This window comes from Thiomonas sp. (assembly GCF_054608695.1).
The window spans coordinates 1-15,245 of record NZ_JBTRXV010000023.1; the positions used below are offsets into that span (position 1 = coordinate 1).

Genomic DNA, 15,245 nt, shown 5'->3' on the forward strand with positions numbered 1-15,245 from the left:
CAAGGTCAGCTTGAGCTCGTGATGGATTTGCTTGAGCTTGCGCCGCAACTGCCACTTCAGGTGCGGGTCGATCACGGTCAACGGCTCGTCGAACAGCACCGCCGACACGTCTTCGCGCACCAGGCCGCGACCGAGCGAGATCTTCTGCTTGGCGTCGGCCGCCAAGCCGGCGGCACGTAGGTCGAGCTGGCCGCTCATCTCGAGCATCTCGGCGATCTTGCCGACGCGCTGCTTGATCTTGTCGGCCGTCAGGCCCCGCTGGTTCTTGCGCCGATTCAGCAGCGGGAACGCGAGGTTCTGGGCCACCGTCATCGTGTCGTAGATCACCGGGAACTGGAACACCTGCGCGATGTTGCGTTGCTGCGGCGTGCGCGCCGTGACCTCGATGCCGTCGAACGTCACGCTGCCCTGCGAAGGTTTGACCAGGCCCGAGACGATGTTCAGCAAGGTCGTCTTGCCGCAGCCCGAGGGGCCGAGCAGCGCGTATGCACCGCTATCGTCGAAGCGCATCTTCAGTGGCAGCAGCGCATAGTCCTCGTCGCGCTGCGGATTCGGTTTGTAGGCGTGAGCCAGGTCGAGATCGATGCGGGCCATGTCAGGTTCTCTGCGGCGCGACGAGCAGGTCGCCTTCGGCGTCGAACACGTAGGCTTGCGTGGGGTTCAAGTACAGCGTGACGGCCGCGCCGAGCGCGAACACGTGCACACCCGTGAGTTGCGCGATCAGTTCGCCGACCTGCGTTTGCACGTGCAGGTAGGTGTCGGAGCCGGAAATCTCGGCCAGTTCGACCTGGCCCGCCAGCGCCAGGTCACCGGCACGTTCATGCACGCGCAGCGCACCGGCACGCACGCCGACGGTCAGCGCGCCGGAGCGCGAGGCCGGAAGCGCCAGCGCGAGGTTCGCGCCATCGGCCAGCATCACACCCGTGGGGTTCGCACTGCCCTGAATCAGGTTCATCGGCGGGTCGCTGAACGCGCTGGCGACGCGAATCGACAGTGGGCGGTGGAAGACCTCGGCGGTCGGCCCGTATTGCAGCAACTCGCCGGCGTCCATCACCGCGGTGTAGCCGCCGAGCAGCAGCGCTTCGGTCGGTTCGGTGGTGGCGTAGACGACGGTGGACCGGCCGCTCGCGAACAGCTGCGCGAGTTCGTCGCGCAGCTGTTCGCGCAGCTTGTAGTCGAGGTTCACGAGCGGCTCGTCGAGCAGCATCAGCGGTGCGTTTTTCGCCAGCGCACGCGCCAGCGCGACGCGCTGCTGCTGGCCACCGGAGAGCTCGGCCGGCAAGCGCTGCAGGAACGGTTCGATGTGCAGCTTCGCGGCCAGCTCAGCGACCCGCGCGCCGATGTTCTGTTCGCGGCGCAGCTTCAGCGGCGAGGCGATGTTATCGGCCACCGTCATCGACGGGTAGTTGATGAACTGCTGGTAGACCATCGCCACGTTGCGCGCGCGCACCGGCATGCCGGTCACGTCGACACCATCGGCGAGCACCCGGCCCCTCGATGGCGCATCGAGACCGGCCATCACGCGCATCAGCGTCGTCTTGCCGGCCTGCGTGGCGCCGAGCAGCACGGTGACGGCGAGCGGCACCAGCGTCAGGTCGAGCGGGTACAGGTGCGTGCTCGCGCCGACGCGTTGTTCGATGCGTTCGAGCATCAGCTCCATGCCGTCTCCGTCGGGCGTGATGCCGATTTCGAGCGCTGCGCCGCGAGGCCGGGCCAGTGCCCTGCGCACCAATCGGCGACCGTCGCGCGCTGCGCGGCGCTGTAGTGCAGGCCGAGCTTGCTGCGCCGCCACAGCACGTCGTCGGCGCTGCGCGCCCATTCGTGGTCGTGCAGGTAGTTCAACTCGGCTTCGAACAGGCCGGGGCCGATCTCGGCGCCCGGATCGGCCGCGGCGAGCAGCACTTCGACGCGCGCACCGTAGGCCCGCGCGAGGCGATGGCACAGGTCGGCGGGCAGCTGCGGGTAGCGCTGCGCCACGGCCTGCACGAAGCGCATGAAGTCGGTGTCGGGCCGCTGCGCCTTGCCGATCCAGGCGCTCAGGTCGCCGCCGGGCAGGTGCGCGCCGTGCGTCCACGCGCCGCGCTTGGCGGTCGCACGCAGCGGGGCCGCGAGCAGGTCGGCCGCTTCTTCGGCGAGCTTGCGGAAGGTGGTGATCTTGCCGCCCCAAACGGTGAGCATCGGTGCCTGCGCGGTATCCAGCTCCAGCGAGTAATCGCGCGTGACGGCCGACGGGTCGCCCGCCGCGTCGTCGAGCAGCGGGCGCACGCCGGCGTAGCTCCACACCACGTCGCGCGGCAGCACCGGGCACGCGAAGTAGCGGCTGACCTGCTCGCACAGGTAGGCGGTCTCCGTGGCATCGATGCGGGCCTCGCCGACTGCGCCGTGGTGCTCCACGTCGGTGGTGCCGATCAGCGTGAAGTCGCGCTCGTACGGGATCGCGAAGATGATGCGCTGGTCGGGGTTCTGGAAGATGTAGGCATGGTCGTGGTCGAACATCTTCGGCACGACGATGTGGCTGCCCTTGACGAGCCGCAACGCCTTGGCACGCGGCACGTGCGCGTGCTCGCTGAGGAACTGCGCCGCCCAGGGCCCGGCGGCGTTGACGAGCACGCGCGCGCTCAGCTCGCGCCGTTCGCCGGTCATGCTTTCCAGCTGCACGCGCCACGAGGCCCCGCGTTGCGCGTCGGTGCAGCGCCAGCGCGTCAGCACGGTGGCGCCGCGCTCGGCGGCGTCGATCGCGTTCAGCACCACCAGCCGTGCGTCGTCGACCCAGCCGTCGGAATAGACGAAGCCTTTGGTGAACACCGGCTTGAGCGCGCGGCCGGCGGGGTGCTGGCGCAGGTCGACCGTCGTCGACCCCGGCAAGACCTCGCGCCGGGCGAGGTGGTCGTACAGGAACAGCCCGGCGCGGATCATCCAGACCGGCCGCATGCCGGGGTCGTGCGGCATCACGAAGCGCAGCGGCCACATGATGTGCGGGGCACTCTTGAGCAGCACCTCGCGCTCGGCGAGTGCCTTGCGCACGAGCGAGAACTCGCAGTGTTCGAGGTAGCGCAGCCCGCCGTGGATCAGCTTCGTGCTGCTCGACGAGGTGTGTTGCGCCAGGTCGTCCTTCTCGCACAGCATGACGCGGTGGCCACGGCCGGCCAGATCGCGGGCGATGCCCGCACCATTGATGCCGCCGCCGACCACGAGCACGTCGCAGGCCTGCGGCTGCGCTCGTTCGTCTGCATCGGGCGAGCGCTTCGGCTCGCCCGGAGTGCCGGGCTGGTTCACGGGGCCTCCTCGAAAGCATCGCGAATCGAACATTCTGGCAGTTCGATTCGGTTCGTTTATGTTCTTCTGTGTTCCATTTTTAGCAAAGCGAAGCGAAAAGCGCAAGCGAGCAAACCGCGATGGCGTACACGCCAGCGTCGTCTATGCTGGCCAGTGCCCGCCCGCAACCGACCCGCAACCCGCCTCCCCATGACCCCGAACCCGCGCCAGGCCCAACTGCTCGACGCTGTGCGCGCGCGCGGATCGATGTCGGTCGAGGCCCTCGCCGAGCAGTTCGCGGTGACGCTGCAGACCGTGCGCCGCGACGTCAAGCTGCTGTCGGACGCCGGGCTGCTCGCCCGATTCCACGGCGGCGTGCGGGTGCCGAGTTCGACCACCGAGAACATCGAGTACCTGCAGCGCCAGCGCCTCAACGCACAGGCCAAGCAGCGCATCGCGCGCACCGTGGCGGCGGCCGTGCCGGCGGGCTGCTCGCTGATCATCAACATTGGCACCACCACCGAGGCGATCGCGCGCGAACTGCTGCATCACCGGGGCCTGCGGGTGATCACCAACAACCTGAACGTCGCGGCGATCCTGTCGGGCAACCCCGATTGCGAGGTGATCGTGGCCGGCGGCATCGTGCGCTCGCGCGACCGCGGCATCGTCGGCGAGGTCACGGTCGATTTCATCGCGCAGTTCAAGGTCGACATCGGCCTGGTCGGCATCTCCGGCATCGAGGCCGACGGCACGCTGCGCGACTTCGACTACCGCGAGGTCAAGGTCGCGCACGCGATCCTGCAGCACTCGCGCGAGGTCTGGGTGGCGGCCGACCACAGCAAGTTCAACCGCCCGTCGATGGTCGAATTGGCACGCTTCGAACAGGTCGACATGCTGTTCACCGACGCGCCACCGCCGGCGCCGTTTCCTGCGCTGCTGGCGCAGGCCGGCGTGAACTGCGTCACCTGCACGGAGGACGCTCCATGACGAATCATTCGGCGCCGGCAACTTGCGCACGCAATTGCTTGCGGTTGAGCTTTCCAACCGTGGTTTTCGGGATATCTTGCACGAACAGCACGCTCTGCGGTTTCTTGTAAGACGCCAGTTGCATGGCCACATGCGCAATCAGGTCGGCCTCGGTGACTTGCTGATCGGCGCGCAAGACAACCACTGCAGTCACGGCTTCCACCCACTTTTCATGCGGTAGGCCAATCACAGCGCATTCGCGCACAGCCGGGTGCGACATCAGTGCGTTTTCCACTTCGCTCGGATACACGTTGTAGCCCCCGCTGATGATCATGTCGGATGTCCGGTCCTTCAGGTACAGGAACCCCCGTTCATCAAGCACGCCAACGTCCCGGGTGCGAACCCAACCGTCCGCAATAAAAGTTTCGGCCGTCAGTTCGGGAGCGTTGTAGTAGCCGGCAGCAGCCGATGGAGCGCGCACGGCAATTTCTCCAGGGGTGCCTTGCGGCACGTCATGGCCCGCTTCATCGATGATGCGCAACTCCACATCCAGCGCCGGCTGTCCGCAGGCGTCCAACAGTTCATCCCGATGGTGTTCAGGACGAAGCACCGCCATGCACAGCGGCACTTCAGTCTGACCATAGTATTGGAAGAATCGGTGCTGCCCCCAGAGTGCTATGGCGCGTTTGATCACTGCCCGTGGCATAGGTGATGCACCGTAAATCACATACTGGAGCGCCGTCACATCGGTGGATTGGATGTCCGGGTGCTCCAGCAGCATCTGCATCATTGTCGGCACCAAGTTGATCGCGGAAATGCTCTGGGACGCCATCGTGCGCAGAAACAGCCTGGGCTCAAAGCCGGGCAATATCACCGTCCGACCGCCGCGCAGCCAGAACGGCAGCACAAAAACGCCGCTGGCATGGATCAGGGATGCCGCGTGAAGCATGGCGTCGTTCGGGGTGACGGGCAGCACATTCAGAAGAACATTGCGGCAAATCGCCGCATACGAGGCTTGTGTGTGCTGAGCGGCTTTCAGCGTTCCTGTGGTGCCAGAGGTAAAGATTGTCAATACGATGTCGTCTGGCGCCACCTTGATGGAGGGAGCGGACGTCGGCATGTATTTCGCCTGCGCCAGCAGATCCTGCATTCCGCCTGCCGCAACACCCAAGCCAATGCAGACCAGTGCGGGGAGTGCTTCTTTCAGGTTATGGGCGCGCTCGGCCAGATCGGGGCCAAACACCAAGCGGCTGCAGGCCGTTTCCGTCAGCATGTGCACATGCTCGGCCAACGACAACCGTGAGTTAAGCGGCACCCTGTTGACGCCGGCCTTCACGCAGGCGAAATCCAGCGGCACGCTGTACAGACCGTTGTTGAGCAGCAAAGCCACCCGCGTGTGCGGCGCCGCGCCGAGTTCATGCAGAGCGTGTGCAAGCTGGCTGCTGAGGTGATCGACCTCGGTGAAAGTCAGCGTCTGGTCGCCGAAAATGATGGCCGTACGCGGGCCGTGCTGCATCGCCCCCCTGCGAATCAGTTCTAGATAGGTTGGGCTGCGTGCAGGAGTGGTCGCGGCTTGGGCATCCATGTCTGCCTCCATTGGGAATGCGAGTGGCGTTGTTCACACATTAAGCATTGAAATGACCGTGGCGACCGGCACCTTGGGAAAAGCGGCAGGCGCCGGCCTCGCCCTCGGCGAAAACAATCGGAACACCCCGCGCGCCTTCTTGCCGCAGAGCTTCGGCCAGGGGCAAATCCCATTGCGCATAGACAGAGCGGCGATCGGTCAGCATGCACAATTGCGGAAACTTCGCGATCTGCCGCGCCAACATCTGCGCGGCCGCCAGCGCGCCGCCTGACGGGGTGGTGCGGTTGACCAGCCCCATGGCCAGGGCCTCGGGAGCGTGGACCGGGCGCCCTGTCAAGATCAGGTCGAGCGCGCGCCCCATACCCACGATGCGGGGCAGCCGTACCGTGCCGCCGTCGATCAGCGGAACCCCCCAGCGCCGGCAAAAAACTCCAAAAACCGCGTCTTCGTCAGCCACGCGTAGGTCGGCCAGCAGGGCCAGTTCCAGGCCCCCTGCAACCGCATAGCCATTGATTGCTGCAACCAGTGGCTTGGACAAATGCATCCGAGTTGGACCCATCGGGCCGCTCCCCTGCCCTTCGGGGTCGAGTTCATTGCGCAGGGCAGGGTCACCCAAGGCCGCCAGATCGGCGCCGGCGCAAAAATTGCCGCCCGCACCGGTCAAGACCGCCACCCGCAAGGCGTCATCAGACTCAAAGCGCTCAAACGCCGCCCGCAGTTGTGCGGCGACGGCGCCGTTGACGGCGTTGCGCTTGTCGGCTCGGTTCAGTGTGATGGTGCAAATTGCCTCATCGACGTCCACATTGACGTATTGCATGTCCATGGTCGCTGCCTGGGAAAGAAAAACTGAAATTGCAGATTGAACTGAGGCCTGCCGGCGCTGTCGTCACGTGGATGAACGATGCAACGGCTTGCGACGTGCTTCTTGTTTTTCCGTCATTGCATCAAATCGCTGGTCTTGACCTGACGCAGCTTGCTGTTTTCGATCAGGGCCAAAGGCGCATCGGATTCGGTGCCGCCGTTGGAGTCGATGCCGGTGAAGTCCTGCGGATTCTGAGTCGCGGGCAAAGACTTGAGCGCAGCAGGCAACTGCGCGCGGATCTCAGCCGGGTCGCTCACGCTGCCGGCCATCTTGAGCGCTGCAGCCAGCGCATGCACCATGGTGTAGTTCAACGCCATTTCGGAGGTCGGCTCCTTGCCGCCGTGACTCCTGGCGTAGGACGCGACAAAGGCCTGCATGGCCGGGCGAGTGTCAGAAACCAGGGGCAGCACACCGATCGAGCCGTTCATCGGAGCATAGCCACCCAGGACCTTGGCCATTTCATCGAACTTGGCTTGATCCATCACCGCGAACCCGCCTTTGAAGCCCAGATCGCGCGCTTGTTTGATCACCAGCGCCGTCGGCTCCGATGGGCCACCGACGAACAGGACATCGGGCTTGGTCGCCAGCACCCTGCTGACCCCGGCGTAAAAATCGGCGGATTTGTTGTAGGACATCGGGTTGTCTGCCACCACTTTGCCCCCATCCTTTTCCCAACCCTCGCGAAAGACTTTCACCCAGGCTTTGGCGTAGTCCGTGTCGGATGGCGCCAGCCCGACGTTTTTCCCGAACAGCCTCATCTCGTTGCGCACATAGGCCGGCACATAGCTGGCAAAGGACGGAGGAATGCGGATGGTCAGTTTGTTGCCGGTCTCAGTGATACGCGGCACGCTGGAGTAGGCCATCAGCAAGAAATTGGCCTGGGTGTTGAAGGTCTGCAGCGCGAAAATGCCGCCCGAATGCGGGCAAAAAATCACCGGGGTCTTGTCCTGTTCCACCAATCGGCGGCCGTTGCTGGCCGCCTGGGCCGGGTTGTACTGGTCGTCCAGGGCCACCACTTTGAAGGTGTATTTCTTCCCCTTGACGGTCACGCCACCTGCGGCGTTGACCTCATTGACCCCCATCTCGATGCCCGACAGCACGTTCTTGCCGTACTGCGCCGCACCGCCGCTGAGTGGCCCCGTGTAGCCGATATTGACCACCTCCTGTGCCTGCGCCATCGCGCCGAATGCCACGACCGCCGCTGCAGTCAGTACAAATCGATTCAAGGTTGTGAACGTGCCCATGCTTGTCTCCTGTGGATTGGTGATGCACCATTCGGCCCGCGGTCTGATTGACGTCTAGGTGCCGATATACGCCCTGCGTATGCCTTCGTCATGCAGCAGCGCGTCGGCGCCGCCCTCCATCACGACCCTGCCCTGCTCGATCACATAACCGCGGTGCGCGATGCGCAGCGCGGCGTGCGCGTTCTGCTCCGCCAGCAGCACCGTGGTGCCCGCTTGGTTGATGGCCTGGATGACCTCGAACATCTGTTTCACCACCAGCGGCGCAAGCCCGAGGGACGGTTCGTCGAGCAGCAACAACCTGGGCTGGCCCATCAGGGCGCGCCCGATCGCGACCATCTGCTGCTGACCACCGCTCAGCGAGCCGGCTGGTTGCGCGCGCTTTTCGGCCAGCACCGGAAACAGCGTGAACACCTGCTCCAGGCGCTGCTGCATGGCGGTTGCGCGCAGCCGGTGCACATAGGCCCCGAGCTGCAGGTTTTTCAGCACCGGGAGTTGGCCGAACAGCTTGCGTCCTTCCGGACAATGCACCACGCCATGGGCCACGATTTGTGGCGCACGCATGCGGGTCAGTTCGAGACCGCCCCACCAGGCCCGCCCGGCGCGTATGCGCAGCAAGCCGCTCAAGGCGTGGAACAAACTGCTCTTGCCGGCCCCGTTGGCGCCGAGCAGCACCACCAGTTCTCCATCCCGCACCTGCAGGTCGACGCCCTGCAGGGCAAGGAAGGCGTCGTAGCCCACGGTCAGACCCTCAAGCCGCAGCATCGGGCACTCCCAGATAGGCGTGAATGACATGGGGGTTGGCGCGAATGGCCTCCGGCGTGCCTTCGGCGATTTTCTTGCCGTGGTTCAGCACGAGCACACAATCGGCCAGGCGCATGACCATGTCCATCTTGTGCTCCACCAGGCACACGGTCATGCCGCTGGCGGCGAGTTTGCGGATGAGTTCGGCGAGTTGCACCGTTTCTTCCGGGTTGATGCCGCCCGCCGGTTCGTCCAGCAGCATGAGCCGGGGTTCGGTGGCCAAGGCCAGGGCAATGGCCACGCGCTTGCGCTGCTCCTGCGTGATGTCACCCGCGAGGCGGTGCGCAACGGCCCGCAGCCCGACGAATTCCAGCGCAGCCTCGGCCTTGGCGCGGCATAGCGCTTCCTCACGCTGCAATCTGGGTGTGCCGAGCAGCACGTCCCACAAACCGGCGCGGGTGCGCAGGCGATGACCGACGATCAGGTTGTCGAGAACGCTGGCATGGTCGAACAGCTGGGTGCTTTGGAACGTGCGTGCCACGCCCAGCCTGGCCATGCGGTCGGGGCGCAACCCGGTCACGCTTTGCCCGCCGAAACGGATGCGGCCCCGCGTCGGTTTGTACACACCGCTGATGAGATTGAAAAAGGTGGTTTTACCGGCACCGTTCGGGCCGATGATGGCCGTGATGCTGCCCTGGCGGATGCAGGTGCTGACGCCGTCGACGGCAGCCAGCCCGCCGAAGCGCACGCCGATGTCGTCGATCTCAAGCATGGCCGCACCCTGGCGCTGCAGCAGCGCCCTGCCCTGGCACCGCAGGCGCATCTGGCTGCGCTACGGCCGGATCCTGTGTCTTCGCGGCCCGCCGCGCCTGCCAGTTGCGCAAGCTGCCGACGATGCCCGCGGGCAGGAAAATGAGCAGCAGCACCAGCAAGGGGCCGAAGACCAGCATGCGATAGTCCTGCATGAATTGCAGGTATTGGGTCACCCAGGGCAGCACCAGCGAACCGACGATGGGCCCGGCCACGGTGCCGATGCCACCGATCAGCATGGCCGTGACCATGTCGAAGGTGTGGGCGATATTGGCCAGATCGGGGCCGAGGAAACGGACGGTTCCGGCGTAAAGGCCGCCGGCAAATCCGGCGTAGACCACCGACAGCACAAAGGCCAGCAGCTTGGTGCGCATCAATGGAATACCCAGGGCTTCGGCCAATGGCTCGCTGTTGCGCACGGCGACGAAACTACGCCCGACCAGCGAGCGCACGATGCGCTGCATCAGCCAGGTCATCAGCACCAGACAAGCCAGCGTGAGGTTGTACTGGCCGCGCGGCGTGGTGAATTGCAGCGCGCCCAGGCCCGGTGGGACGGGAATGCCGATGATGCCCACCACGCCGTGGGTCAGGCCGTCCCACTTCTCGATCACCAGGTTGATGATGCTGCCCACGCACAAGGTGAAGATGGCGAAGTAATGCCCGCGCAGACGCAACGACAACCAGCCGATCGGCACTCCCAATACGGCAGGAATCAGGCCCGACAACACAAAGGCCCACCAGAACGGCACGGCATGGTCCACCGTGAGGATGCCCACGGTGTAGGCACCCATGGCCATGAATCCGGCGTGGGCCAGGTTGAGTTGGCCGGTGTAACCGGTGATGAGGTTCAAGCCCAGCGCGGCGATGGCGTAGATGTAGGCCAGGGAGAGCACGGACAAGATGTAGTCATTGCCGCCGGCGAGCCACGGCAAGGCTAGGGCCAGACCCAGCGGCACAAGCCACGGCCAGGTGCGCTTGAGCTTGCGCATATCAGCGTGCCCCCTGCGTCAGCAATCCTTGCGGTCGTGCCGAGAGAATCACCACCAGCAACACGAAGGCGATGATGTCCTTGTAGTCGGTGGAAACGTAGAAACCGCCGAAACTCTCGGCCAGGCCGATGATCAGGCCACCCAGGATGGCGCCGGGAAAGCTGCCCATGCCACCCAGGATGATGATGACGAAGGCCTTGACGATGACCAGATTGCCCATGGTCGGGTACAGCAGGTTGATCGGCGCATACAGAGCGGCGGCCACCGCTGCGAGCGCTCCCGAGATGGCGAACACCAGATAGGTCACGCGGCGGGCATCGATGCCCACGAGTGCCGCGCCCTGCGGGTCTTGCGCCAGCGCCAGGATGGTGGAGCCGGTGACGGTGCGCGTGAGGAAGAGATGCAGCACCACGACGAGCACGAAAGCCGCCACGACGATGAGCAGGCGCTGCAGGGGAAACGGCATCCCGGCGATTTCCAGCACCTGGCCATAAGGCGTCGGCAGGCGGTGGAACTCAGCGCCCCAGATGAACTGAGCCACAGCTTCGAGAAACAGCATCACGCCAATGGCGCCAATCATGTCGTAAAGCTCGGGCGCCTTGCGCAAAGGGGCGAAGACCAGGGCTTGCATCAACATCGCCAGCAGCGCCACCGCCGCTCCCGCCCCGAGCATGGCCCACCAATACCCCAGCCCCAGTTTGTCGATCAGGGTGTAAGCCACATAGCCACCCACCATATACAAGGCGCCGTGGGCGAAATTGGGAATGTGCAGAACTCCGTAGACCAGCGTGAGACCGAGTGCAACGAGGCCGTAGATGGCTCCGAGCGTGAGCCCGTTGAACAACAGTTGAACGATCTGATCCATGGGTCTCGGCGCATTCAGACATGTCGAAACGTAATGTTTTTCGATTGTTACGCATTGAAGCCATCGCCGCTGGCCCTGTCAATAGGTGGAATTATGTTCTGCAGGGCAAAACTTGAAATGACTAACTTGTCCTGCAATCAGGACAAATGCAACTTGAAGGCTATTGTCCTCTAGGGTATGCTCGGTACATAGCCCAAAAATCGCTGCTTATTGTTTGCAACGACGAATGCAAATTCATCGACATGACACGGCGGGCACCATGTTCGAATTGCGGCAAAAGTTGAGTCCGAAATCGTGCCAAACCTGGCTGGTTCAGGCACGTGAAGAGCGCAGGTGGAATCGCCAGGAGGTGCTGATCAAGGCTGGCTGTGCTTGGCGCAAACCCACACCAGGGTGCGCTCTCACAATGTGGCTGCGCCATCATTCATGGCGACCGGAGCGTTTGGGTTGCTGGCAGTGCAAGACAGCGTCAACAAGTGGAATTTGCATTCCAGTCAGTGCAGCATCCTGGACAAGATTTCGAGCATGCCAAGCGCGCATTCATCGGCAACTTGCCGGATGCCCGTCAATCACATTGAGCACATTACATTGGATTGACCACAGTGGCATTTATCGATGAGGGGATGAAGCGAATGGAGCAGGCTGTGGCAAAACCGCTGGGGATCGATCGGGTGCGCTTTGTGGCGCCGGTGCGCACCGGCTCTCGCATTCGGGGCGTTTTTTCACGCGTCGCGCTGGAGCAGCAAGCCGCCAACCGATTTCAAATGCGGCTCGCTGTCACGGTCGAGATCGAAGGTGAGGTCAAACCGGCGCTGGTGGCCGATTGGCAGACGGTCTTGTTCATGGTTCAGGACCGACAGAGTTTGCCGCGAACCCGGTCGCAGGTCGGGCGGCCTGCCCCCTTGATCAAGCTGCAAAGGAGTAGGACCCGCCGCTCCAGGGCGCGCCGGTAAGCCGGTCGCTGCTGGATGTCGACCCAGAGAGTCACCCCAGGCTCGGTGAGGTTCTCGCGTGACGCCGCGGCGAACGGGGGTGCGGTGATTCGCGCTTCGCTGGAGATGTAGCCGCTGTAGGCTGTCACGATGATGTGGCTCAGGCCTTCCCCCAGCAGCGGCCGCATCTGCGCAAACAGTTCCTGGCCGACGAAGGCCACGGTCGCGCCACTGTCTTCGACATAGTGGGCGAGTTCCCGGGTCAGGTTCATCGGGTTGATCGGCACCGCGACCGCACCGGCTCGCAAGATGCCGTAGTCGGCGAGCACGAATTGCGGGCTGTTTTGCATGTCCAGCAGCACCCGGTCACCCGTCTTCACGCCGCAGCGTTGCTGCAGGAAGCCGGCAATGGCCTCGGCTTGGCGCTTGAACTCGCCGAAGCTCAAAGCCTTGTCGTAGAAGATCGGATAGGGCTTGTCCGGGTAGCGCGCCGCCGAGACCTCGGCATTGAAAAACAGGTTGGTGTTCGGGATGGTGAGGTGATGCGGCACCCCCTTGGGCCAGAATTTCAGATGGCGCGTGTTCATGGCTTGCCTCCTTTCTTGGACTTGTCGGCCTGGCGAGGTCCGATGCGACCAAGCCCACCCTTCAATGCCGCGGGCGATAGCGCTCCAGTTCCAGCCGCGCGATCTGGTCGCGGTGCACCTCGTCGGGGCCGTCGGCAAAGCGCAGGGTGCGGGCGTTGGCGTAGGCGTAGGCCAGGCCGAAGTCGTCGCTGACGCCGCCGCCGCCGTGCACTTGCATCGCCCAGTCGATCACCTGGCAGGCCATGTTCGGGGCGACGACCTTGATCATGGCGATTTCCTTGCGTGCCCCCTTGTTGCCGGCGCGGTCCATCATGTCGGCGGCCTTGAACACCAGCAGGCGCGCCTGGTCGATCAGCAGACGGGCATTGGCGATGCGCTCGCGCGTCACGCCCTGGTCGGCAACCGGCCGGCCGAACGCGGTGCGCGCAAGCGCCCGTTTGCACATGGTTTCCAAAGCCCGTTCGGCCAGACCGATGAGCCGCATGCAGTGGTGGATGCGGCCGGGCCCGAGGCGCCCTTGCGCAATCTCGAATCCCCTGCCCGCGCCCAGCAGCATGTTGCCAACCGGCACGCGCACCTCGGTGAACTGGATTTCGGCGTGGCCATGCGGCGCGTCGTCATAGCCGAACACCGGCAGATGGCGCAGCACCTGCACGCCGGGGGTGTCCATCGGCACCAGAATCATGGACTGCTGGCGATGGCGATCCGGGTTGTCGGCGTCGGTCTTGCCCATGAAGATCAGCACCTTGCAACGCGGATCGTTGGCGCCCGAGGTCCACCACTTGCGGCCGTTGATGACGTAATGATCACCATCGCGGCGGATGCTGGCCTGGATGTTGGTGGCGTCGCTCGAGGCCACTCCTGGCTCGGTCATGGCGAAGCCCGAGCGAATCTCGCCGCGCAACAGCGGCTCCAGCCACTGCGCTTTCTGCTCCGCTGTGCCGTAGCGTTCCAGCACTTCCATATTGCCGGTGTCGGGCGCCGAGCAGTTGAAGGCTTCGGGAGCGATCGGCGAGCGGCCCATGATCTCGCACAGTGGCGCGTACTCCAGATTGCTCAAGCCCGCGCCACGCGCGGACTCGGGCAGGAACAAATTCCACAAGCCCGCCTTGCGCGCCTCGGCCTTGAGTTCCTCGATCACCCGGGTGGGCTGCCAGGCATTGCCGGCCTTGCGGTTGGCCTCGACCTCGGCAAAAAACCGTGTCTCGTTCGGGTAGACATGCGCCCCCATGAAGGCGCCGACGCGCTCTTGCAGGGCGCTGACCTTGTCGCTGTGACTGAATTCCATGTGGATTCCTTGGTGGTTGGGTTGCGTGCTCAATGGCCGATCGATGGCCTCTCAATGACCGAACACGCGCTCGACTTGCGCCCAGGCAGCCTCGGCCAAAGGCCGGGCGCGGCGGCCGGCTTCGAGCGCCTGCGCGCTGGACGCGTTGCCTTGCAGCGCCCGCGCCAGCACGCCTTGCAGAATGCCGGCAAGGCGGAACATGTTGAAGGCGGCGTAGAACTCCCAGTCGCTCGGCGAGACTGGCGCGCGCTGGGTGCGCTCGCAGTAACGCGCGACGTATTCGGCCTCGCTGGGTATGCCCAGTGCGGCCAGATCGCCGCCGACCAGACCGCGAAACTGCCCCGGCTCCAGGCGCCAGGCCATGCAGTGATAGGCAAAGTCCGCCAGCGGATGGCCGAGGGTGGACAGTTCCCAGTCGAGCACCGCCAGGATGCGCGGCTCGGTGGGGTGGAAGACGACGTTGTCCAGGCGATAGTCGCCATGCACGATGGCGGTTTCGTCGCCCGGGGGGATGTGCGCCGGAAGCCAGTCGATGAGCTTGTCCATCGCCTCGATGCGCTCGGTTTCGCTGGCGCGGTATTGCTGCGTCCACCGTGCCACCTGGCGGGCGATGTACTGCCCCGGCTTGCCGTAGTCGCCCAGCCCCAGCGCGGCCTCATCGACCCGGTGCAGGGCGGCGATCACGCGGTTCATCTCATCGAAAATCGCCGCGCGCTCGGTGGGCTGCATGCCGGGCAGGAGCGGATCCCAGAGAATGCGGCCCTCGACAAAGTCCATGAGGTAGAACGGCGTGCCGATCACGCTCTCGTCCATGCACAACAGCTGCATGTGCGGCACTGGAACCTGACTCTGGCCCAAAGCCTGCATGACGCGAAACTCGCGGTCCACCGCATGGGCCGAAGGCAGCAGCTTGCCCGGCGGCTTGCGCCGCAGGACGAAACGCCGCCCGCCGGCCGCAGTCAGCAAATACGTGGGGTTGGACTGGCCGCCCTTGAACTGTGCCACTTGCAAGGGCCCCTGCACATCCGGCATGCGCCCACGCAAATAGTTGGCGAGGGCCGCCACGTCGAACGCCAATGCGGGGGCCACTTCGCGGGTATCGGCTTGCATCGCTTGTCCCT

Annotated in this window: 14 protein-coding genes; 1 reads left to right on the forward strand and 13 read right to left on the reverse strand. The window is 64.6% G+C overall.

Annotated elements, in window-relative coordinates; translation table 11 throughout:
- From ACYCUK_RS09940 to glpD, 3 genes are all read right to left on the reverse strand, one after another.
- Window positions 1-594: ATP-binding cassette domain-containing protein (locus ACYCUK_RS09940; RefSeq protein WP_461594614.1), on the reverse strand; the 594-nt coding region annotated here is incomplete at its 3' end.
- A gap of 1 nt (window position 595) precedes the next feature.
- Window positions 596-1,660: an ABC transporter ATP-binding protein gene (locus tag ACYCUK_RS09945; RefSeq protein WP_461594615.1), complete on the reverse strand. Its 1,065-nt coding sequence runs from the start codon at window positions 1,658-1,660 to the stop codon at window positions 596-598.
- Window positions 1,651-3,276, reverse strand: a complete 1,626-nt coding sequence (gene glpD / locus ACYCUK_RS09950; protein WP_461594616.1) for a glycerol-3-phosphate dehydrogenase — start codon at window positions 3,274-3,276, stop codon at window positions 1,651-1,653. The genes ACYCUK_RS09945 and glpD overlap by 10 nt, the downstream gene beginning before the upstream one ends.
- A gap of 189 nt (window positions 3,277-3,465) precedes the next feature.
- Between glpD and ACYCUK_RS09955 the strand changes: the two genes are divergently transcribed.
- Window positions 3,466-4,242, forward strand: a complete 777-nt coding sequence (locus ACYCUK_RS09955) for a DeoR/GlpR family DNA-binding transcription regulator (protein WP_461594617.1) — start codon at window positions 3,466-3,468, stop codon at window positions 4,240-4,242.
- Window positions 4,243-4,246: 4 nt separating this feature from the next.
- Here the strand turns inward: ACYCUK_RS09955 and ACYCUK_RS09960 are convergent, their stop codons facing one another.
- From ACYCUK_RS09960 to ACYCUK_RS10005, 10 genes are all read right to left on the reverse strand, one after another.
- Window positions 4,247-5,806, reverse strand: a complete 1,560-nt coding sequence (locus tag ACYCUK_RS09960; RefSeq protein WP_461594618.1) for a class I adenylate-forming enzyme family protein — start codon at window positions 5,804-5,806, stop codon at window positions 4,247-4,249.
- 40 nt (window positions 5,807-5,846) lie between these two features.
- The gene (locus ACYCUK_RS09965; protein ID WP_461594619.1) at window positions 5,847-6,629 is read right to left on the reverse strand and encodes a crotonase/enoyl-CoA hydratase family protein; all 783 of its coding nucleotides are present in this window, start codon (window positions 6,627-6,629) and stop codon (window positions 5,847-5,849) included.
- Window positions 6,630-6,742: 113 nt separating this feature from the next.
- Window positions 6,743-7,912 carry an ABC transporter substrate-binding protein gene (locus ACYCUK_RS09970; protein WP_461594620.1) on the reverse strand — a complete coding sequence of 390 codons (1,170 nt, stop codon included), beginning with the start codon at window positions 7,910-7,912 and terminating at the stop codon, window positions 6,743-6,745.
- A gap of 54 nt (window positions 7,913-7,966) precedes the next feature.
- Window positions 7,967-8,674: an ABC transporter ATP-binding protein gene (locus tag ACYCUK_RS09975; protein ID WP_461594621.1), complete on the reverse strand. Its 708-nt coding sequence runs from the start codon at window positions 8,672-8,674 to the stop codon at window positions 7,967-7,969.
- Window positions 8,661-9,425, reverse strand: coding sequence for an ABC transporter ATP-binding protein (locus ACYCUK_RS09980; RefSeq protein WP_461594622.1), 765 nt, complete (start codon window positions 9,423-9,425; stop codon window positions 8,661-8,663). The genes ACYCUK_RS09975 and ACYCUK_RS09980 overlap by 14 nt, the downstream gene beginning before the upstream one ends.
- Complete coding sequence (locus tag ACYCUK_RS09985; RefSeq protein ID WP_461594623.1) at window positions 9,418-10,452, reverse strand: branched-chain amino acid ABC transporter permease; 1,035 nt, start codon at window positions 10,450-10,452, stop codon at window positions 9,418-9,420. Before ACYCUK_RS09985 ends, ACYCUK_RS09980 begins: the two co-directional genes overlap by 8 nt.
- Window position 10,453: 1 nt before the next feature.
- Entirely contained in the window at window positions 10,454-11,317 is an 864-nt protein-coding gene (locus tag ACYCUK_RS09990; RefSeq protein WP_461594624.1) for a branched-chain amino acid ABC transporter permease, read from the reverse strand.
- A gap of 847 nt (window positions 11,318-12,164) precedes the next feature.
- On the reverse strand, window positions 12,165-12,836 hold the full coding sequence (locus ACYCUK_RS09995) for an AMP-binding protein (protein ID WP_461594625.1): 672 nt from the start codon (window positions 12,834-12,836) through the stop codon (window positions 12,165-12,167).
- A 61-nt stretch (window positions 12,837-12,897) separates the two neighbouring features.
- Window positions 12,898-14,124, reverse strand: coding sequence for an acyl-CoA dehydrogenase family protein (locus ACYCUK_RS10000; protein WP_461594626.1), 1,227 nt, complete (start codon window positions 14,122-14,124; stop codon window positions 12,898-12,900).
- A 51-nt stretch (window positions 14,125-14,175) separates the two neighbouring features.
- Window positions 14,176-15,234, reverse strand: coding sequence for a phosphotransferase (locus tag ACYCUK_RS10005; protein ID WP_461594627.1), 1,059 nt, complete (start codon window positions 15,232-15,234; stop codon window positions 14,176-14,178).
- Window positions 15,235-15,245 lie beyond the last annotated feature (11 nt).